This is a genomic window from Massilia sp. MS-15 (assembly GCF_020176695.1).
Lineage (GTDB): Bacteria > Pseudomonadota > Gammaproteobacteria > Burkholderiales > Burkholderiaceae_D > Telluria > Telluria hydrophila.
Map to the genome: position 1 here is coordinate 1 of NZ_JAIWIA010000019.1, position 18,575 is coordinate 18,575.

General features: G+C 68.3%; 18 protein-coding genes and 1 tRNA gene. 11 read left to right on the forward strand and 8 right to left on the reverse strand.

Features of this window, described 5'->3' with window-relative positions:
• Positions 1-47 precede the first annotated feature (47 nt).
• The 4 genes from tig to LCI23_RS08595 all read right to left on the reverse strand — a co-directional run bounded on the left by tig (position 48) and on the right by LCI23_RS08595 (position 6,015).
• Positions 48-1,388, reverse strand: coding sequence for a trigger factor (tig, locus tag LCI23_RS08580; RefSeq protein ID WP_224946044.1), 1,341 nt, complete (start codon positions 1,386-1,388; stop codon positions 48-50).
• Positions 1,389-1,419: 31 nt separating this feature from the next.
• Positions 1,420-1,506: transfer RNA gene (locus LCI23_RS08585), tRNA-Leu, on the reverse strand.
• Between the two features lie 250 nt (positions 1,507-1,756).
• Entirely contained in the window at positions 1,757-4,843 is a 3,087-nt protein-coding gene (locus LCI23_RS08590; RefSeq protein ID WP_224946045.1) for an efflux RND transporter permease subunit, read from the reverse strand.
• Positions 4,840-6,015, reverse strand: a complete 1,176-nt coding sequence (locus tag LCI23_RS08595; protein ID WP_224946046.1) for an efflux RND transporter periplasmic adaptor subunit — start codon at positions 6,013-6,015, stop codon at positions 4,840-4,842. The genes LCI23_RS08590 and LCI23_RS08595 overlap by 4 nt, the downstream gene beginning before the upstream one ends.
• A gap of 107 nt (positions 6,016-6,122) precedes the next feature.
• Between LCI23_RS08595 and hpnC the strand changes: the two genes are divergently transcribed.
• The 6 genes from hpnC to LCI23_RS08625 all read left to right on the forward strand — a co-directional run bounded on the left by hpnC (position 6,123) and on the right by LCI23_RS08625 (position 11,120).
• Positions 6,123-6,932 carry a squalene synthase HpnC gene (gene hpnC / locus LCI23_RS08600; RefSeq protein WP_224946047.1) on the forward strand — a complete coding sequence of 270 codons (810 nt, stop codon included), beginning with the start codon at positions 6,123-6,125 and terminating at the stop codon, positions 6,930-6,932.
• 85 nt (positions 6,933-7,017) lie between these two features.
• On the forward strand, positions 7,018-7,851 hold the full coding sequence (hpnD, locus tag LCI23_RS08605; protein WP_224946048.1) for a presqualene diphosphate synthase HpnD: 834 nt from the start codon (positions 7,018-7,020) through the stop codon (positions 7,849-7,851).
• Positions 7,838-9,280 (forward strand): hydroxysqualene dehydroxylase HpnE, encoded by a 1,443-nt coding sequence (gene hpnE / locus LCI23_RS08610; protein ID WP_224946049.1) that lies wholly within the window; start codon positions 7,838-7,840, stop codon positions 9,278-9,280. The genes hpnD and hpnE overlap by 14 nt, the downstream gene beginning before the upstream one ends.
• A gap of 54 nt (positions 9,281-9,334) precedes the next feature.
• On the forward strand, positions 9,335-9,487 hold the full coding sequence (locus LCI23_RS08615) for a hypothetical protein (protein WP_224946050.1): 153 nt from the start codon (positions 9,335-9,337) through the stop codon (positions 9,485-9,487).
• A 17-nt stretch (positions 9,488-9,504) separates the two neighbouring features.
• On the forward strand, positions 9,505-10,311 hold the full coding sequence (locus LCI23_RS08620) for a DUF1700 domain-containing protein (protein WP_224946051.1): 807 nt from the start codon (positions 9,505-9,507) through the stop codon (positions 10,309-10,311).
• Between the two features lie 2 nt (positions 10,312-10,313).
• Entirely contained in the window at positions 10,314-11,120 is an 807-nt protein-coding gene (locus tag LCI23_RS08625; protein ID WP_224946052.1) for a head GIN domain-containing protein, read from the forward strand.
• On the opposite strand, the gene LCI23_RS08630 is transcribed toward LCI23_RS08625, so the two are convergent.
• Complete coding sequence (locus LCI23_RS08630; protein ID WP_224946053.1) at positions 11,104-12,351, reverse strand: TIGR03862 family flavoprotein; 1,248 nt, start codon at positions 12,349-12,351, stop codon at positions 11,104-11,106. The genes LCI23_RS08625 and LCI23_RS08630 overlap by 17 nt on opposite strands.
• A gap of 156 nt (positions 12,352-12,507) precedes the next feature.
• Here LCI23_RS08630 and LCI23_RS08635 point away from each other — a divergent pair, with 156 nt between their 5' ends.
• The 5 genes from LCI23_RS08635 to dctP all read left to right on the forward strand — a co-directional run bounded on the left by LCI23_RS08635 (position 12,508) and on the right by dctP (position 15,541).
• A complete protein-coding gene (locus LCI23_RS08635) occupies positions 12,508-12,894 on the forward strand; it encodes a hypothetical protein (RefSeq protein ID WP_224946054.1) in 387 nt (128 codons plus the stop codon).
• Complete coding sequence (locus tag LCI23_RS08640) at positions 12,891-13,094, forward strand: helix-turn-helix transcriptional regulator (protein WP_224946055.1); 204 nt, start codon at positions 12,891-12,893, stop codon at positions 13,092-13,094. Before LCI23_RS08635 ends, LCI23_RS08640 begins: the two co-directional genes overlap by 4 nt.
• On the forward strand, positions 13,091-14,047 hold the full coding sequence (locus LCI23_RS08645) for an alpha/beta fold hydrolase (protein WP_224946056.1): 957 nt from the start codon (positions 13,091-13,093) through the stop codon (positions 14,045-14,047). The genes LCI23_RS08640 and LCI23_RS08645 overlap by 4 nt, the downstream gene beginning before the upstream one ends.
• Before the next feature lie 12 nt (positions 14,048-14,059).
• Positions 14,060-14,272 carry a hypothetical protein gene (locus LCI23_RS08650; protein ID WP_224946057.1) on the forward strand — a complete coding sequence of 71 codons (213 nt, stop codon included), beginning with the start codon at positions 14,060-14,062 and terminating at the stop codon, positions 14,270-14,272.
• A gap of 300 nt (positions 14,273-14,572) precedes the next feature.
• Positions 14,573-15,541, forward strand: a complete 969-nt coding sequence (dctP, locus tag LCI23_RS08655) for a TRAP transporter substrate-binding protein DctP (protein ID WP_224946058.1) — start codon at positions 14,573-14,575, stop codon at positions 15,539-15,541.
• Positions 15,542-15,580: 39 nt separating this feature from the next.
• Here dctP and moaD read toward each other — a convergent pair whose 3' ends face one another.
• From moaD to thrC, 3 genes are read right to left on the reverse strand one after another with little or no spacing between them, the layout of a single operon-like run.
• Positions 15,581-15,838 carry a molybdopterin converting factor subunit 1 gene (moaD, locus tag LCI23_RS08660; protein WP_224946059.1) on the reverse strand — a complete coding sequence of 86 codons (258 nt, stop codon included), beginning with the start codon at positions 15,836-15,838 and terminating at the stop codon, positions 15,581-15,583.
• 7 nt (positions 15,839-15,845) lie between these two features.
• A complete protein-coding gene (gene glp / locus LCI23_RS08665; RefSeq protein ID WP_374041161.1) occupies positions 15,846-17,060 on the reverse strand; it encodes a gephyrin-like molybdotransferase Glp in 1,215 nt (404 codons plus the stop codon).
• Between the two features lie 11 nt (positions 17,061-17,071).
• Positions 17,072-18,547: a threonine synthase gene (gene thrC / locus LCI23_RS08670; protein WP_224946061.1), complete on the reverse strand. Its 1,476-nt coding sequence runs from the start codon at positions 18,545-18,547 to the stop codon at positions 17,072-17,074.
• Between the last annotated feature and the right edge of the window lie 28 nt (positions 18,548-18,575).

Here is an 18,575-nt window from a genome sequence, read left to right on the forward strand (position 1 = left end):
CGCCCACCCTACGATACAAGCCCGCTGTCCTCGCAGACCAGCAAATCTTAGCCCTGCGGATTGCCGCCCATCAGTTCATCGAAAGCGATCGCCTTGCTGCTGACCTTCGCCTTGCCGAGCACATAGTTGACGACGTTTTCTTCCAATACAAGGGCTTCGACTTCGGCCAGGCGGCGGCGGTCGCTGTAGTAGTACTTCAGGACTTCCTTCGGATCTTCGTAGCTCTGCGCGAAGTCTTCGATCTGGGCCTTGACCTGTTCCTGGGTGGCGTTCAGGCTGTTGTCGGCGACCAGCTGCGACAGGATCAGGCCCAGGCGCACGCGGCGCTCGGCCTTGTCGGCGAACATCTCGGCCGGGAAAGGCATCGCCTTCACGTCCATGCCACGCTGCATCATGTCCTGGCGGGTCATCTCGGCCAGGCGCTCCGAATCCTGCTGGATCATGGCCTTCGGCACGTCCATGTCGGTGGCCTTGACCAGGGCGTCCATCACGGCTTCCTTGTTGCGGGCCTTGATGCGGGCGTTGACTTCACGCTCCAGGTTGGTCTTGATGTCTTCGCGCATCTTCTCGACCGAGCCGTCTTCGATGCCCAGCGAACGCGCGAATTCGGCGTCGACTTCCGGCATGTGGGCCCACTCGAGCTTGTTCAGGGTGATGGTGAATTCGGCGGTCTTGCCGGCCACGTCCTTGCCGTGGTAATCCTCCGGGAAGGCCAGCGGGAAGGTCTTGCTCTCGCCCACTTTCAGGCCAATGGTGGCGGCTTCGAATTCCGGCAGCATGCGGCCTTCGCCCAGCACGAAGGCGTAGTTCTCGGCCTTGCCGCCAGCGAATTCCTCGCCGTCGATCTTGCCGACGAAGTCGACGGTCACGCGGTCGCCGTTGGCGGCGACCGGCTCGCCGCCGTCGCCGTGCTCGCCTGCCTCACCCTTGGTGTGGTAGTGCACGCGCTGCTTGCGCAGGATGTCGATGGTCTTGTCGATCTCGGCATCGGTCACGTCGGCCGACACGGTTTCGACTTCCATCGCGGCCAGGTCGCCGACCACGACGTCCGGGTAGACTTCGAAGGTCGCGTCGAACGCCAGCATGCCTTCCGGGGCGTCTTCTTTCGGTTCGATTTTCGGGAAGCCGGCAACGCGCAGCTGGTTCTCGTTGGCGGCGTCGTTGAACGCGCGGCCGACCTTGTCGTTCAGCACGTCGGATTCGATCTGGTAGCCGTATTGGGCAGCGACCATCTTGATCGGCACCTTGCCTGGACGGAAGCCCGGGGCCTTTGCCGTCTTGGCCTGCTTCTTGAGGCGCTTTTCGACCTCCGTACGAACGTCAGCTACCGGAAAAGTGATCGTCAAGCGACGCTCGAGTTTACCCAGGGTTTCGACTGCAGTTGCCATTATAAAAATCGTCCAAAAAAATAATTATTCATGGTGCGAGGAGGGGGACTCGAACCCCCACACCATTGCTGGCGTCAGGACCTAAACCTGGTGCGTCTACCAATTTCGCCATCCTCGCGGAAGAATTGCATTTTTGCCTCAAAAACAAAGGGCGCCCGACAGTGAAACCGGCCGCCCTGCACTCCTCTGTTTAGGGGCTACAACTTCAAACGATTATTTTACTGGATTTTCTGACACTATTGGGCGGTTTTTTGCTTGCCGTGCGGAGGGGCTTGCTCATCCATATAAGGCAGATCGATCGCTCAGCCATGGGGCATGCGCGGGTTGAACGCGTGGGCGGTAGACCCGCCCACGCGACGGACAGCGGTTCAGGACGACGGTTTTCTGACGCGGAACCAGGCGGCATACAGCGCCGGCAGGAACAGCAGCGTCAAGGCGGTCGCCACCAGCAGGCCACCCATGATGGCAACGGCCATCGGACCCCAGAACACGGAGCGCGATAGCGGAATCATGGCCAGGGCCGCGGCCGCGGCGGTCAGGAGGATCGGCCGGCAGCGGCGTACGGCCGCCTCGACGATCGCATCCCAGGCCGGGACGCCGTTCGCGATATCCCCCTCGATCTGGTCGACCAGGATCACGGAGTTGCGGATGATCATGCCGAACAGGGCAATCACGCCGAGGTTGGCGACGAAGCCGAACGGACGGCCGAACACCAGCAGGGCCATCGCCGCGCCGGCGATCCCGAGCGGGCCGGTCAGGAAAACCAGCAGCGAGCGCGAGAAGCTGTGCAGCTGCAGCATCAGGAGCGTGAACACGATGAACAGCACCAGCGGCACGTTGGCCATGATCGAGGCTTCGGCGTCCGAGCTGTCGGCCGCGGCGCCCTCCACGGTGACTTCGTAGCCGGCCGGCAGGCGCGCGCGCAGGGCGCCCAGCCGGGCATCCACCTGGCCGGTCACGGTCGGCCCCTGGATGCCGGCGACCACGTCCGACTGCACCATGATCGCCCAGGCGCGGCCCTCGCGCCAGACCACGCCCGGCTCCCACACGAAGGCGATGCGCGCCACCTGCCCGACCGGCACCGCGGCGCCGGAAGCGGTCGGCACCAGCGCTTCCGACAGGCGCGAGATGGTGTCGCGCTCGGCCAGCGGCTGGCGCACCACGATGTCGATCAGGCGGTTGGTCTCGCGGAACTGGCCAACCGGCGTTCCGCTCAGCGTCGTGTGGATCACGCGCCGCGCCGCCTGCGAGGTCACGCCCAGCGCGCGCAGCTTGTCCTGGTCGAGGTCGAGGCGCAACACCTTCACCGATTCGTTCCAGTTGTCGTTCACGCCCACCGTGTTCGGGTTGGCGCGCATGATGCCCTTGACCTCGTCCGCCACCCGGCGCACCACGCCGATGTCGGGCCCGAGCACCTGGAACTGCACCGGATAGGCCACCGGCGGGCCGTTCGGCAGCAGCTTCACGCGCCCGCGCACTTCCGGGAAGTCGTTGCGGAACACTTCCTCGATCCTGTCGCGCAGGGCGTCGCGCGCCTCGGCATCGCGCGGGAGTACCACCAGCTGCGACACGTTCGACTGGGGGAAGATCTGCTCCAGCGGAAGGTAGAAGCGTGGACTGCCGGTGCCCACATAGCTGGTCACGCTCTGCACGCCTGGCTGGCGCTGCAGGAAGCCTTCGAAGCGCTTCACGACCGCTTCGTTGGCCGCGAAGCTGGTGCCCTCGGGCGACCACAGCTCCACCATCAGCTCGGGGCGGCTGGAATCCGGGAAGAACTGTTTTTCGATGAAGTTGAAGCCGAATACGCCCAGCCCGAACACGGCCAGGCTGAGCGCGATGGTGGTCTTGCGCCACTCGACGCACCAGCGCACCACGCGCCGGAAGCGCTCGTAGCCCGGAGAGTCGAACACGTCGTGCGAGGATTCGCCCTGCCCGTGCGGCTTGACCCGCAGCAGCACGTAGCCGATGTAGGGGGTGAACACCACCGCCGCCACCCAGGAGATCAGGAGCGCCAGCGCGTTCACCGAGAACATGGTGAAGGTGTATTCGCCGGCCGCCGACTTGGCCAGGCCAATCGGCAGGAAGCCGGCAGCCGTGATCAGGGTCCCGGTCAGCATCGGCATCGCGGTCGAGGTGTAGGCGAAGGTGGCCGCCTCGAAGCGCGACAGGCCCTCCTCCATCTTGCGCACCATCATCTCGACCGCGATGATGGCGTCGTCCACCAGCAGGCCGAGCGCAATGATCAGGGCGCCCAGCGAGATCTTGTGCAGCGAAATATCGAGCAGGCGCATGCACAGGAAGGTGATCGCCAGCACCAGCGGGATGGTCAGGGCCACCACCAGGCCGGGGCGGACGTCGATGCGCAGCCTGGGCTTGGTGTGCAGCCCAAGCGCGACGAAGGACACGGCCAGCACGATCACCACCGCTTCGATCAGCACCTTGATGAATTCGTCGACCGAGGCGGTGACCGCGCGCGGCTGGTCGGCCACGCGTTCCAGCTCGATGCCGACCGGGAGCTGGGCGCGGATGCGCGCCACCGTCTTGTCCAGGCCCTTGCCCAGCTTGATGATGTTGCCGCCCTTCTCCATCGACACGCCCAGGCCGATCACTTCCTTGCCGTTGAAGCGCATCTTGTCGCGCGGCGGGTCCTGGTAGCCGCGCGTAACCGTCGCGAAGTCGCCCAGGCGGAAGGTGGTCGAGCCGGCGCGCAGCTGCAGGTTTTCGAGCTGCCCGGCCGATTTCAGCGCGCCGCTGACCCGCACCCGCAGGTATTCCAGCGGCGTCACCAGCAGGCCGCTGGACTCGACCTCGTTCTGGGTCGCGATCTGGTTGACGATCTGTTCGAAGGGAATCCCGAGCTGGGCGAACTGCTTGCTGGAGAACTCGATGTAGAGCTTTTCTTCCTGTACCCCGAACTGTTCGACCTTGGACACGAGCGGCACCGCCAGCAGCTGCTGGCGCACGAAATCGGCGTAGTCGCGCATTTCGGCCGGCGTGAAGCCATCGCCGGACAGGGCGAAGATCGAGCCGTAGGTATCGCCGAATTCGTCGTTGAAGAAGGGGCCGCGCACGCCCTGCGGCAGGGTGCCGGCCATGTCGCCGATCTTCTTGCGAACCTGGTACCAGGCCGGCGCCGTCTCGCCCGGGGGCGTCGATTCGCGCAGCTCGATGACGATGGTGGTCTCGCCCGGCTTGGAAAAGCTGCGGATGCGGTCGATGTAGGGCGTTTCCTGCAGCTTGCGCTCGAGCGGGTCGGCCACCTGTTCGGCCATCTGGATCGCGGTCGCGCCTGGCCAGGCGGCGCTCACCACCATCGCGCGGAAGGTGAAGGGCGGGTCTTCGTCCTGGCCCAGCTGCTGGTAGCTCAGGATGCCGCCGATCAGCAGGGCGGCGATCAGGTAGCGGGTCAGCGGAATGTGTTCCAGCGCCCAGCGCGACAGGTTGAAGCCCCTCATTGGCCAACTCCGGCGGCTTCGGCCTCGGTATCGGCGCGGCGCGCCACGTCGGCGCTCAGGATGCGCACCTTCTGGCCCGGCTGGAGCAGGTGCACGCCGGCCGTCACCACGGTCTGCCCGGCCTGCACGCCACCCTGCAGCAGGATGTCGTTGCCGGCCTGGCCCGCCACCTGCACCGGGCGCAGCTGCACCGTGCGCACGCCGCCGTCCTTGCCTTCCACCACCCAGACGCTGGTGGCGCCCTTGTCCTGCACCAGGGCGCTGAGCGGCACCCGCAGCGCGTCGGGCCGCGCGGCCGGCGCCGCGATCGCCACGGTCGCGCTCATCCCCAGGCGCACGTCGGCGCCGGGGGGCAGCGCCACCTTGACGGCATAGGTACGGGTGGCCGGATCGGCCACCGGCGCCACTTCGCGGATCGTGCCGGCCAGGGCCGCCCCGGGACGGGCCCACAGGCGCACCTCCACCGCGCCGGCCTGGCGCAGCGCATCGACCCGGTCTTCCGGAATGCCGATCACGACCTCCTTTTCATCGGTGCGGGCCACCCGCACCACCGGCGTCCCGGCCGCGACCACCTGGCCAACTTCGGCGTCGACCGCGGTCACCACGCCGTCGGTGTCCGAGGCCAGGCTGGCGTAGCCGGCCTGGTTCGACTGGCCGCGCAGGCCGGCGCGCGCCGCCTCGACCCGGGCCTGGGCCGCACCCAGGGCCGCCCGTTTGGCGTCGAGCACGGCCTGGCTGACGAAATTCTGGGCGCGCAGCTGCTGGTGGCGCTGGTAGTCGGCGCGCGCCAGGTCGCGCTCCGTCTCGGCGGCGCGCAGGCTGGCGCGCGCCTCGGTTTCGGCCAGGCGCAGGTCCTGCGGGTCGAGCCGCACCAGCACCTGGCCCATGCGCACCACGCTGCCCACCTCCACCTTGCGCTCGATGATCTTGCCGCCGACCCGGAAGCCCAGGCGCGACTCGTAGCGCGGCCGCACGTCGCCCGAGAACTCGACGCGCTCCGCGGCGCCGCCCGCGGCCAGCTTGATCGCGCGCACCGGGCGCACCTCCTGCGGCTGGGGCGCGCGTTCGCCGCAGCCGGACAGCAGGGCCAGCACCATTGGCAGCAGGGGCAGCAGGGTCAGCGAATGAACCCCGGGGCGGCGGGAAGAGAACGAGAAGGGTCGAGCGGACATGGCTTCCTCTGTCATAGATTTTGCCAATCAGAAACTTGGCATATGTAGTTGAGCAATTATAATCAGCGAAATCGTCAGCAATCCGAGATTAGAGTCAACAGTCAAATATGCCCGTCGAGCATTACGAGAACTTCCCGGTCGCCTCCTTCCTGCTGCCGCGGCGCCTGGTGCCGGCGGTCGAGGCCATCTATGCGTTCGCGCGCAGCGCCGACGACATCGCCGACGAGGGCGATGCCAGCGCACCGGAACGCCTGGCCGAACTGGACCGCTACGGACGCGAACTGGACGCCATCGCGGCCGGCGCCACGCCGGGCGACCCGCTGTTCGCGCGCCTGGCCGGCGTGGTGCGGGCCTACCGGCTGCCGCTGGGACCCATGCACGACCTGCTGTCGGCCTTTCGCCAGGACGTCGCCACCAGCCGCTATCCCGACTATGCCACCCTGCTCGACTACTGCCGGCGCTCCGCCAATCCGGTCGGGCGCCTGATGCTGGCCCTGTACGGCGCCACCGAGGAGCGCAACCTGCGCGATGCGGATGCGATCTGCACCGCCCTGCAGCTCATCAACTTCTGGCAGGACGTGGCGATCGACCTGGCCAAGGGGCGCATCTACCTGCCGCTGGAAGACCTGGCGCGCCATGGCATCGGCGAGGACGAACTGGCGGCCGGACCGGCCACGCCGGCCTGGCGCGCGCTGATGCGCTTCGAGGTCGAGCGCGCGCGCGCCCTGATGCTCAGCGGTACGCCGCTGGCGCTGCGCCTGCCGGGCCGCATTGGCTGGGAACTGCGGCTGATGGTGCAGGGAGGGCTGCGCATCCTGGAAGCCATCGAACGCGCCGAGTACGACGTGTTCCGGCGCCGCCCCACCCTGGCCGCCGCCGACTGGCTCGTGGTGGGCTGGCGCGCGCTGCGCATGTAGGCGCTCTCATCCAGGCTTCGTCTCTACCTGGCGCCACCCGTATCGGCTAAGATAGCGGATTCGCCTCAGCAATAATAAAGATTACATGTCTCCCGACGAATACTGCCAGCAAAAGACGGTCCAGAGCGGCTCCAGCTTCTATTACAGCTTCCTGTTCCTGCCGCCCGAGCGCCGGCGCGCGATCACGGCCCTGTATGCCTTCTGCCGCGAGGTGGACGACACGGTCGACGAGACCTCGGACGCCTCGGTGGCGCGCATCAAGCTGGCCTGGTGGCGCACCGAAGTCTCGACCATGTACACCGGCACGCCCACCCATCCGGTGACCCAGGCCCTGCAGCCGCACATCGCTCCCTACGGGCTGGAACAGCAGCACCTGCAGGCCATCATCGACGGCATGGAGATGGACCTCGACCAGAGCCGCTATCTCGACTTCCCGAACCTGGAGCGCTACTGCTGGCGTGTGGCCGGCGTGGTCGGCATCCTGTCGGCCAGCATCTTCGGCCATACCAACCCGCAGACACTGGCCTATGCCGAGAAGCTCGGCCTGGCCTTCCAGCTGACCAACATCATCCGCGACGTCGGCGACGACGCGCGCAAGGGCCGCATCTACCTGCCGGTGAACGAACTGCAGCGCTTCAACGTGACCGCCGCCGACATCCTCAACTTCCGCCACAGCGAAAAGTTCGAGGCCCTGATGCGCTTCCAGAACGAGCGCGCCCAGCGCATCTACGACGAGGCGCTGGCGCTGCTGCCGAAGGAAGACCGGCGCGCCCAGCGCCCGGGCCTGATGATGGCCGCGATCTATCGCACCCTGCTGGACGAGATCGCACGCGACGGCTTCCATGTGCTGAACCAGCGCATCTCGCTCACGCCCCTGCGCAAGCTGTGGCTGGCGTGGAAGACCTATGTCCGCACCTGAGGGCGGCTGGCGGGTGCTGGTGGCGGGCGGCGGCTGGGCCGGCTGTGCCGCCGCCGTCGAACTGGCCGCCCGGCATGGCGGCGCCAGCGTCACGCTGGCCGAAAGCGCGCGCAGCCTGGGCGGACGCGCGCGCGCGCTGCAGGCCGGCGGCGTGGCGGGAGACACGCTCCTCGACAACGGCCAGCACATCCTGCTGGGCGCCTATGGCGAAACCCTGCGCATGCTACGCCAGGTCGGCGTCGACCCGGCCCAGGCCCTGCTGCGCCTGCCGCTGCAGATGCGTTATCCGGACGCGCCGCCGGACGGCAGCGGCGGCATGGATTTCGTGGCGCCACGCTGGCCCGCGCCCTGGCACCTGGCGGGCGCCCTGCTGCGCGCCCGCGGCCTGGCGCGCGCCGACAAGCTGGCGCTGGCGCGCTTCGCCAGCACCGCGCGCCGCATGGGCTGGGTGCTGTACCACGATTGCCCGGTCGAGGAACTGCTCGACCGTTTCGACCAGACCCCGCGTGTGAAACGCCTGCTGTGGCACCCGCTGTGCATCGCGGCCCTGAACACGCCGCCCGAGCGCGCATCGAGCCAGGTGTTCCTGGCCGTGCTGCGCGACAGCCTGGGCGCATGGCGCCGCGCGGCCTCCGACATGCTGCTGCCGCGCCTGGACATGGGCGCCCTGTTCCCGCAGGCGGCGGCGCGCTATCTCGAAGGGCGCGGCGCCACGGTCCTGACCGGCTGCCGGGTCGGTGCGCTGACGCCACCGGCGCAGCCCGGCGGCAGCTGGCGCGCCCTGCTGGGCGGACAGGAAGCCGGCTTCGACGCCGTGGTGCTGGCGACACCGGCCAGTGTGTCGGCAACCCTGCTGGCCCCCGTCGAACCGGCGCTGGCGGCGCGGCTCGGGGCCCTGGACTACGAGCCGATCGCCACCTGCTACCTGCAGTACGACACCACGCTGCGCCTCGACCTGCCCTTCTACGCGCTACTGGACGATGCGCCAGCCGGCCGCTGGGGCCAGTTCGTGTTCGACCGCGGCCAGCTCGACGCCGCCCAGCCCGGGTTGCTGGCGGTGGTGGTCAGTGCCGCGGGCGAGGCCGCCCGGCTCGACCAGGACGCGCTGGCCGCGGCCATCGCCGCACAGCTGGCGCAGGATCTGGCACGCCCGGCGCTCGCCGCGCCGCGCTGGAGCCGCGTGATTACCGAGAAGCGCGCCACCTTTGCCTGCACCCCGGGCCTGGACCGGCCGGGCGTCGAGACGGCGCTGCCTGGCCTGGCGCTGGCCGGTGACTATACCGCCAGCGACTATCCCGCCACGCTGGAGACGGCCGTGCGCAGCGGCGCCGCGGCGGCGACAGTCATCGGCGCCTACCGCACCCTGGCCCTGGAAAAGCGCAGTTTGTCGCACACCGATGGCGCGGCCGCGCCGGGATCCGTAAGGTGACAGCATCGAAGCACGCCCCGTGAACCGGGGCCCAACCCTTACGGATCGAACATCATGAACAACATCCAGCTCGGTTTGCGCACCCTGGCCCTGGTGCTCCTGGTGGCCATCAGCACCGCCATCCTGGTGCATCCGGAACTCATCGGCGGCTCGGGGCCGCAAACCGCGCAGGCGATCGGCACCATCCCGGTCCTGGCACATCACTGACTGGGAAACTTCAGCACATGGGCAAACTGGAATATCTCGACGCGCTCAAGCGGGCCATGGCGGGCCTGCCGCCGGAAACACAGGCCAAGACCCTGGCCTGGTACGAGCAGCGTTTCGTCGACGGCGCCGCGCTTGGGCGCAGCGAAGACAGCATCGCCGAGGAGCTGGGCGATCCGCGCAAGGTCGCGGTGACCTTGCGCGCCAATACCCACATGGAGGCCTTCGCCGCGAAGAAGTCGCCCGCCAACGCGCTGCGCGTGATCGTGGCTGGCGCCGGCCTGCTGGTGTTCAACCTGTTCATGGTGATTCCGGCCGCCGTATTCGGTGCGCTGCTGGTCGCGCTCTACGCCAGCGCCCTCGGCTTCTATGTCTCAGGCATCGCGATCACGGCCAGCGGCCTGGCCGGCGCCAGCGAGCTGGTGCTGAACAATCCGCTGCACCGGATCGAAATCCTGGAAAACGGCGAACGGCGCGAAACCACCGGCACCGTGCGCACCCGCGTCTCGATCGGCCAGCAGGGCATCCAGATCGATGGCGACGAGGATCCCGACCCGGCCCCGGACCAGGATGAGGCGGAGGCCGGCTCGCGCGCAGGCTCGGGCTCGAGCGTCGTGATCCGGCGCGCCGAGAAGGTGGCCGACGCCGGCATCCAGATCAGCACCGACATGGACGGCGAATCACGCGCCACCCAGACCTTCGTCGGGTTCGGGATGGTGGTCGGCGGGATCCTGCTGTTCCTGCTCTCCCTCGTGATCACCCGCTATACCTTCATCGGCCTGAAGCGCTACCTGAAGATGAACCTGTCACTGCTGAGGGGAGCATGAGCATGCGCGCACTCCTGAAAGTCGGGTTCAGCCTGCTGCTGCTGGCCTTCGTGCTCATCGGCCTGAGCTACGCGATGCTGCGCACCAACGGGGTGGCTTCCGCGGCCGAGGGACGACAGATCGAGAGCGAGATGCGCACCGTGCCGGAAGGCGTGAACGCGGTCGAGCTGGATGGCCCGATCGACCTCACCCTGCGCTACGGCGCCACGCCTTCGCTGAAGGTACGCGGCGAAGCGCGCCTGCTCGACAACGTCGACGTCAGCAAGGAGGGCGAAGTGCTGCACATCGGCATCCGCGGCATGGTGCTGGGCCACCGCCGCCCGCTGCAGGTGGAACTGGTGCTGCCCGCCCTCGAGGCGATTACCGTGGACGGGCGCGGCGACAGCACGGTCAACGGCTTCTCCGGCGAGCGGATCGAGGTGCGCATGGAAGGCGGCGGCAGCCTGCGCTTCAACGGGCGCTTCCGCGAAGTCGATGCGGCCCTGAGCGGCAACGGTGAACTCGACCTGAACGCGGGCGCCGGTATCGAACGCCTCGACGCCGCCCTCACCGGTTCGGGCCATTTCACCGTGGTCGGCAGCGCCCGCGAACTGCATGCCAGCGCCAGCGGCTCCGGCGAGCTCGATGCGCGCCACCTGCGCGCCGAACAGGTCCATGTGAGCCAGACCGGCTCGGGACACAGCACGGTGCATGCGCGCCAGAGCGTGGTCGCCTCGATTTCCGGCAGCGGCGACATCGACGTCACCGGCAACCCGGCCGAGCGCAGCGTGAGCCGCACCGGCAGCGGCGCGGTCAGTTTCTCCGACTGAGCCAGTCCAGCGCGGCGCGCCCGGCGGCGCGCCCGCTGCCGAAGCAGGCGGTCAGCAGGTAGCCGCCGGTCGGCGCTTCCCAGTCCAGCATTTCCCCAGCCACGAACACCCCGGGCAGCGCCCGCAGCATGGCGCCGTCCTGCGCCAGCGCTTCGAAGCACACGCCGCCGGCGCTGCTGATCGCCTCGTCCAGCGGCCGGGTGCGGCGCAAGACCAGGGGCAGGGCCTTCAGGGCCGCCGCCAGCCGTGCCGGGTCGGCATAGTCTTCCTTCGACAGGCACTCGTGCAGCAGGCCGGCCTTCACACCCTTGATACCGAGCCGCCCCCCCAGGTGGCTGGACAGCGAGCGCGAGCCGCGCGGGCGCGCGACCTCGGTCGCCACCCGCACCGCATCGAGGTCGGGCAGCAGGTCGAGCCAGATGGTGGCGCTGCCCGTGCGCGCGATCTGCTCGCGCAGCGGCGCCGACAGGGCGTACACCAGGCTGCCTTCGATGCCGGTTTCGGTGACCACGAACTGGCCCTGGCGGCGCTGCAGGGCGCCGTCGGGATCCTGCCAGGCGATCGCCACCGTGCTCAAGGGTGCGCCGGCATGGCGTTCGCGGAAGTGCGCGCTCCAGTCCAGCTCGAAGCCGCAATTGGCGGGCCGCAAGGGCGCCACCTGCACCCCGCGCTCCGCCAGGATGCCGGTCCAGGCGCCATCCGAGCCGAGCCGCGCCCAGCTGCCACCGCCCAGGGCCAGCACGGTGGCGCCGGCCGCCACCAGCAGCTCGCCCTCGGGGGTGGCGAAACGCAAGCAATCATCCTGCCAGCCGAGCCAGCGATGGCGCATGTGGAAACGCACACCCGCTTCGCGCAGCCGGTGCAGCCAGGCGCGCAGCAGGGGCGCCGCCTTCATGTCGGTCGGGAACACGCGGCCGGAGCTGCCGACGAAGGTAGCGATGCCGAGGCCATGGATCCAGGCGCGCACCGCCTGCGGGTCGAAGTCCGCCAGCCAGCGCGCCACCTGTGGTTCGCGCTCCCGGTAGCGGCTGCGGAAAGCGGACAGGTCTTCGGAATGGGTGATGTTCATGCCGCCCTTTCCGGCCAGCAGGAACTTGCGCCCACTCGATGCCATGGCGTCGTAGACATCCACCTGCGCACCACCGGCCGCCAGGACTTCGGCCGCCATCAGGCCGGCGGGACCGCCGCCGATCACGGCGACACGTTGGGTATGGCTGGAATGCTGGTTCATCGGGACGCTATTCGAAGCATGGGAGCGGCATTGTAGTCGAGATTACGGCGCGCATAACAAGGACGGCGGCAGGCAGCGCCACGATGTAAAGCAAGCTTGACATTCCGGATTCCCTTGACTACGATGTCAAGCATACTTTACTAAACGGAGGATGTCATGCACGAGAAACGGGTTGGAAAAGCCTACCTGCGCGAGATGACGGGATCGCTGCTGCTGTACATGGTGCTGCTGGTGGCCGCGATCCGCTGGGGCCGGCCGCTGGAAGACGGATTGCTGCGTACGCTGGTCTTGCTGACACCGATGATCGGCTTCGCGCTGGCGCTGTGGGCCATCGCCCGCCACTTTGCCCGCGTCGACGAATATATCCGGCGCTTCCTGCTCGAGTCGCTGGCACTGGGCGCCGGCATCACGGCCGGCCTGAGCTTCACCTACGGCTTCCTCGAAACCGCAGGCTACCCGCGCCTGTCGATGTTTACAGTCTGGTGCGTGCTGTGCGGCTCGACCGGCATCATCTGCGTCTTGCGGCGCTGGCTGGAGCGATGAACAACCACCTCCGAGCCCTGCGCGCGGAGCGCGGCTGGAGCCAGGCGGAGCTGGCCGACATGCTCGACGTCTCGCGCCAGAGCGTGAACGCGATCGAGACCGGGCGCTACGACCCCAGCCTGCCGCTCGCCTTCGCCATTTCCCGGCTCTTCAAATTGCCCATCGAAGCGATCTTCAACCCGGACCAGGAGCAAGCATGAGTATCCAGTCACTGTATGCGGCAATATGCGCCGCCAGCCTCGCCGCCCTTGGCTTTGCCGCCAGCCCTGCCCTCGCGCAGCCGGCGCCCGAACAGCCCAACCGCTTCCTTGCCTCACAGCCGGTGGCGGTCGAACGCTTCGAGCTCAAGGGCATGCTGGTCGAGCAGCACGGCAACGGACCACGCGCCCTGGTCCTGGTGCCGGGCCTGTCCAGTGGCAGCTGGGCCTGGGGCCAGACCGTGCGCGATTTCGCGCCAACCCATTCCGTGTATGTGGTCACCCTGCCCGGCTTCGACGGCCGCCCTGCGGTGGACGGCGACCCCTTCGACGCCAGCCGCGCCGCGCTGGCCGAGCTGATCGCCAGCCGCAAGCTGGCGAAACCGGTGGTGGTCGGCCACAGCCTTGGCGCCACGCTGGCCCTGGCCCTGGCCCAGGAAGCACCGCAGCTGGTCGGCGGCGTGGTCGCGATCGACGGCCTGCCGGTGTTCCCGCGCACCGAGCAGTTGGCGCCCGAACAGCGCGCCCAGCTCGCGCAGCAGACGCGCCAGCGGATGGCGACGCTGGCCGGGCCGGCCTTCGCGGCCCAGCAGCTGCAGTACATGCGCGCGATCGGCATGGTCGACATGGGCAAGGCCGACGATGCCGCCAGGCTGAGCGCGCGCAGCGACCCGCGGGCGGTGGCGGACTACATGGGTGCGTTGCTGGCGCGCGACCTGCGCCCGGGCCTGGGCCGCATCAGCGCGCCCATGCTGCTCCTGGTGCCCTATTACGCGCCCGACGCGCCGCTCATGAACAACATCAGCGCGGCCGAGAAACAGGCGTATTATCGGGACCTGATGGACGGCACCCCGCGCCTGGACGTCGAGATCATCGACAAGGCGCGCCATTTCGCCATGATCGACCAGCCCGAAGCGGTGGCAGCCGCCATTCGCCGCTTCCTCGCACGCCTTTGAAGGGAAAGCGCCATGCAAAGACTGATCTACTGGAGCGGCCAATACCTGCTGGCCGCCGGCTCGATGTTCGCCCTGCTGCTGGTGATCGACGTGTTCCTGCGCGGCGCCGCCCTCGAGACGGTGTGGCGCGAATCGCTGGCCTGGGCGGTGCTGGCCGCCGCCATCTTCATCGGCTCGCGCTATTACCGCGCCGCCGAAGGCCCTGGCTGCGCCCGAAAACCCTGAACCCGCATCCTCCCGGCTGGATCAAGACGGCGCCCCCTTGAGCGGGGCAGGATTGCTGCACTGCGTTCTCACGGCGCAGGCGCAAGGATTTGCCAGAGCTATAAGATTCTTCTTGACAATAGATCTGGCGAGAATATTCTTGTATCCGCTACAACGAACGATGGCGCCCGCTCGACGAGGCCGCCACGACTCGTCTGGCAGTCCGTTTCAACATCTTGGAGGATGTGTATGTCGGTAATGACAAGGGCAGCAATGTCCCGTAGAACGGTGCTCGGCGCAATCGCGTCAACGCCACTCTGGATGCAGTCCGCATGGGCGCAGCCAGCCAACCTGAAGATCTCGCACCAGTTCCCCGGCGGCAGCATCGCCGAAGGCGACTTCCGCGACCGTTTGTGCCGCATGTTCGCGGCCGACGTCGAGCGCCGCACCCGCGGCGGACTGAAATTCTCGATTTATCCCGGCGCCAGCCTGATGGCCCCAAACGCCCAGTTTGCCGCGTTGCGCAATGGCGGCCTGGACATGGCCCTGGTCCCGCTCTCGTATGCCGGTGCCGAGGCGCCGGAAGCGAATATCGGCCTGATGCCCGGCCTGGTCACTTCCTATGAGCAGGGCCATGCGTGGAAGGATGCGCCGGTCGGCCGCGAACTGACCCGCATCCTGCACGAGCAGGGCCTGGTGGTGGTGAGCTGGATCTGGCAGGCAGGCGGAGTGGCCTCGCGCGGCAAGCCGATCCTCCATCCGGAAGACGTGGCCGGCCTCAAGGTGCGCGGCGGCTCGCGCGAGATGGACCGCCTGCTGCTCGACGCCGGCGCCACGGTGGTCAACATGCCGTCCAACGAGATCCAGTCCGCGATGCGCAGTGGCGCGCTGGACGCGGCCCTGACTTCCTCGACCTCGCTGATCTCGTTCCGCCTGCACGAATCGAGCCGCGCCCTGACCACCGCGCGCGGCGGCGCCTACTGGTTCATGTTCGAACCCTTGATGATGTCGCGTACCGTGTTCGAACGTTTGTCCAAGCCGCAGCAGGCGGCCGTGATGGCGGTCGGCGCCGAGCTGGAAGGCTTCGCGCGCAAGGCGGCGCGCGCCGACGACGCGGCGGTGGCCGCGGTCTACGCCAAGAGCGGCGCCCAGATCGTGGACATGAACGCCGAGGCCTTGCGCAAGTGGCAGGCGGTGGCGCGCACCAATGCCTGGCGCGAGTTCGGCGAGCGCAGTGCAGGCTGCGCGAAGCTGCTGGAGCTGGCGGAGCAGTCGATCGCGATGATCTGAGCGGGGCATGCCCCAGGGTAGTCGGCCTTGCCGACCACCCTACCCGCCCGTCACCGGCGGAAAGAACGCCACTTCGGATCCATCGCCGAGCACCACTTCGGGACCGCACATCACCTGGTTGCAGGCCATGCGCAGCGCACGCTCCTGGCCAAGCGCGTCGGCCCAGGCGCCGCCGCGCGCGACCAGCAGCGCGCGTACCGCACCCACCGTCGTCACGCCTTCCGGCAGTTCCAGGCTTTCCTCGCTGGCGCCGAGACGCTCGCGCACCGAGGCGAAATATCGCAGGCTGACTTTCATGGGCATCCTAGTGCTGCAGTTCGGCGAAGGGAATGAAGCGCACCAGGTCGCCCTCGGCGATCGCCTGGCCGGGCGGATTGTCGACCAGCCCGTCGCCCCACACGGTCGAGGTGAGCACGCCCGAACCCTGGTTCGGGAACAGGTCGAGGCCACCGGCGGCGTTCATGCGCACGCGCAGGAATTCGTTGCGGCGGTCGGGCCTGGGCAAGGCGAAATCGGCGCGCAGCAGATAGCCGGCCGGCTCCACCGGCCCGGTCACGCCCTGCAGGCGCAGCAGGAAAGGCCGCACGAACAGCAGGAAGGTGATGAAGCTGGACACCGGATTGCCCGGCAGGCCGATGAAGTGGGCGCAAGCGGCGCCATCGGCCCGCCCCACCGCGCCAAAGGCCAGCGGCTTGCCCGGCTTGACCGCGATCTGCCACAGGTCGAGGCGCCCTTCGGCCTCCACCGCCGGCTTGACGTGGTCTTCCTCCCCCACCGACACGCCGCCCGACGTGATGATCAGGTCGTGCTCGAGGGCGGCCTGGCGCAAGGTCGCGCGGGTGGCCTCGAGCGAGTCGGGCACGATGCCGAAGTCGGTGAATTCGCAGCCGAAGTTCTCCAGCAGCCCGCGCAGCGTGAAGCGGTTCGAATTGTAGATCGCGCCAGGCCGCAGCGGCTCGCCCGGCATCGCCAGTTCGTCGCCGGTGAAGAACACCGCGACCCGCACGCGGCGCCGCACAGGCAGCCGCGCCAGCCCGGTCGATGCGGCCAGACCGAGTTCCTGGCTGCGCAGCCGGGTACCGGCCGGCAGGATCACGGCGCCGGCGGCCACGTCCTCGCCGCTGCGGCGGATCCACTCGCCCGGCCGCGGCGCATGGCGCACGGTGACGCTGTCGCCCACCGCTTCGCACTGTTCCTGCATCACCACCGCGTCGGCCCCGGGCGGAATGAGCGCGCCGGTGAAGATGCGCGCCGCGGTCCCGGCTTCGAGCGGGACGCCGACGCTGCCGGCCGCGATGCGCTGGGCCACGCGCAGGGTCGCACTGCCGCCCGCGCAGTCGCTGGCGCGCACCGCGTAGCCGTCCATCTGGGTATTGTCGGCCGACGGCACGTCGATCATGGCGTGCTGGTCTTCGGCCAGCACGCGGCCATTGGCCTCCAGGGTCGGCACGGTTTCGCTGCCTTCGACCGCACGCGCGGCGTCCAGCAGCCGGCCCAGGGCCTCGCGCACGGAGAGCATTGGGGTCTTCATCACAGCCCCGTATGCGCGGCGATGAAGGCCTTCACGGCCTCGACCTCGGGACGCATGACGGTAAAGCGCTGCGGCAGCGCCTCGATGCCTTCGAAACCGGGCGGACGCGCCGCGTCGCTGCCCAGCGCTTCCAGTATGGTCTTGTTGAACTTGGCCGCCAGCGCCGTCTCCAGCACGATCATGGTCACGCCCGGGCGCATGTGCTCGCGCGCGACCTTCACGCCGTCGGCGGTATGGGTGTCGATCGTGATGCCGACGTCGTCCGCCACGTCGCGAATGGTGGCGAGGCGGTCGGCATGGGTCGAGCGGCCGGAGGCGAAGCCGTAGCGCTCCACCAGCTTCCACTCGTCGCCGTCGCTGCCCGGCGCGCCCGACAGGTCGAAGCCGCCGTCGGTCTCGACCTTGCGGAACAGCGCATGGGTGCGCGCGGCATCGCGCCCCACCAGTTCGTAGACGAAGCGTTCGAAGTTGGACGCCTTCGAGATGTCCATCGACGGGCTGCTGGTATGGTAGGTTTCGGCCGGCTTGCGCACGCGGTAGACACCGGTGCGGAAGAATTCGTCGAGCACGTCGTTCTCGTTGGTGGCGGCGACCAGCCGGTCGATCGGCAGGCCCATCATGCGCGCGATGTGGCCGGCGCAGATGTTGCCGAAATTCCCGGACGGAACGGTGAACGACACCTTCTGCGCGTTGTCACTAGTGGCGGCAAGATAGCCGCGGAAGTAGTAGACCACCTGGGCCACCACGCGCGCCCAGTTGATCGAGTTGACGGTACCGATCTTGTGGCGCGCCTTGAACGCCAGGTCGTTCGACACGGCCTTGACCAGGTCCTGGCAGTCGTCGAACACACCTTCGATCGCGATGTTGAAGATGTTCGGATCCTGCAGGCTGAACATCTGGGCGGTCTGGAAGGCGCTCATCTTGGCGTGCGGCGACAGCATGAACACGCGCACGCCGCGCTTGCCGCGCATCGCGTACTCGGCCGCGCTCCCGGTGTCGCCGGAGGTGGCGCCAAAGATGTTCAGCTCCTCGTCGTTCTTCGCCAGCGTGTACTCGAACAGGTTGCCCAGCAATTGCATGGCCATGTCCTTGAAGGCCAGGGTCGGGCCGTTCGACAGCGCCTGCAGGACCAGCTTGCCCCCTGCTCCGTCCTCCAGCACGCGCAGCGGCGTGATGTCCTGCGCCGATTCGTCGGCGCGCGCGTTGCGGTAGACCTCGGGGGTGTAGGTCTTCGCGGTCAGGGCGCGCAGGTCCGCGTCGGGAATGTCGGTGGCAAACTTGCGCAGGATTTCGTAGGCCAGGTCGGCATAGGACAGCTGGCGCCACGCGTCCAGCTCCGCGCCCGAGACTTGCGGATAGGTCTCGGGGAGGTACAGGCCGCCGTCCGGGGCGAGGCCCGCGAGCAGGATGTCGGAAAAGCGCTGGGGATTGCGTGCTGCGGACGCGCTGGTCGCGCGGGTGGAGACGTAATGCATACGGTAGGAGATCCGGTTCGGGCCAAGG

Coding starts and splice junctions, on each gene's coding strand:
- tig (WP_224946044.1), bottom strand. CDS start 1,388: ATGGCAACTGCAGTCGAAACCCTGGGTAAACTCGAGCGTCGCTTGACG.
- LCI23_RS08590 (WP_224946045.1), bottom strand. CDS start 4,843: ATGAGGGGCTTCAACCTGTCGCGCTGGGCGCTGGAACACATTCCGCTG.
- LCI23_RS08595 (WP_224946046.1), bottom strand. CDS start 6,015: ATGTCCGCTCGACCCTTCTCGTTCTCTTCCCGCCGCCCCGGGGTTCAT.
- hpnC (WP_224946047.1), top strand. CDS start 6,123: ATGCCCGTCGAGCATTACGAGAACTTCCCGGTCGCCTCCTTCCTGCTG.
- hpnD (WP_224946048.1), top strand. CDS start 7,018: ATGTCTCCCGACGAATACTGCCAGCAAAAGACGGTCCAGAGCGGCTCC.
- hpnE (WP_224946049.1), top strand. CDS start 7,838: ATGTCCGCACCTGAGGGCGGCTGGCGGGTGCTGGTGGCGGGCGGCGGC.
- LCI23_RS08615 (WP_224946050.1), top strand. CDS start 9,335: ATGAACAACATCCAGCTCGGTTTGCGCACCCTGGCCCTGGTGCTCCTG.
- LCI23_RS08620 (WP_224946051.1), top strand. CDS start 9,505: ATGGGCAAACTGGAATATCTCGACGCGCTCAAGCGGGCCATGGCGGGC.
- LCI23_RS08625 (WP_224946052.1), top strand. CDS start 10,314: ATGCGCGCACTCCTGAAAGTCGGGTTCAGCCTGCTGCTGCTGGCCTTC.
- LCI23_RS08630 (WP_224946053.1), bottom strand. CDS start 12,351: ATGAACCAGCATTCCAGCCATACCCAACGTGTCGCCGTGATCGGCGGC.
- LCI23_RS08635 (WP_224946054.1), top strand. CDS start 12,508: ATGCACGAGAAACGGGTTGGAAAAGCCTACCTGCGCGAGATGACGGGA.
- LCI23_RS08640 (WP_224946055.1), top strand. CDS start 12,891: ATGAACAACCACCTCCGAGCCCTGCGCGCGGAGCGCGGCTGGAGCCAG.
- LCI23_RS08645 (WP_224946056.1), top strand. CDS start 13,091: ATGAGTATCCAGTCACTGTATGCGGCAATATGCGCCGCCAGCCTCGCC.
- LCI23_RS08650 (WP_224946057.1), top strand. CDS start 14,060: ATGCAAAGACTGATCTACTGGAGCGGCCAATACCTGCTGGCCGCCGGC.
- dctP (WP_224946058.1), top strand. CDS start 14,573: ATGCAGTCCGCATGGGCGCAGCCAGCCAACCTGAAGATCTCGCACCAG.
- moaD (WP_224946059.1), bottom strand. CDS start 15,838: ATGAAAGTCAGCCTGCGATATTTCGCCTCGGTGCGCGAGCGTCTCGGC.
- glp (WP_374041161.1), bottom strand. CDS start 17,060: ATGCTCTCCGTGCGCGAGGCCCTGGGCCGGCTGCTGGACGCCGCGCGT.
- thrC (WP_224946061.1), bottom strand. CDS start 18,547: ATGCATTACGTCTCCACCCGCGCGACCAGCGCGTCCGCAGCACGCAAT.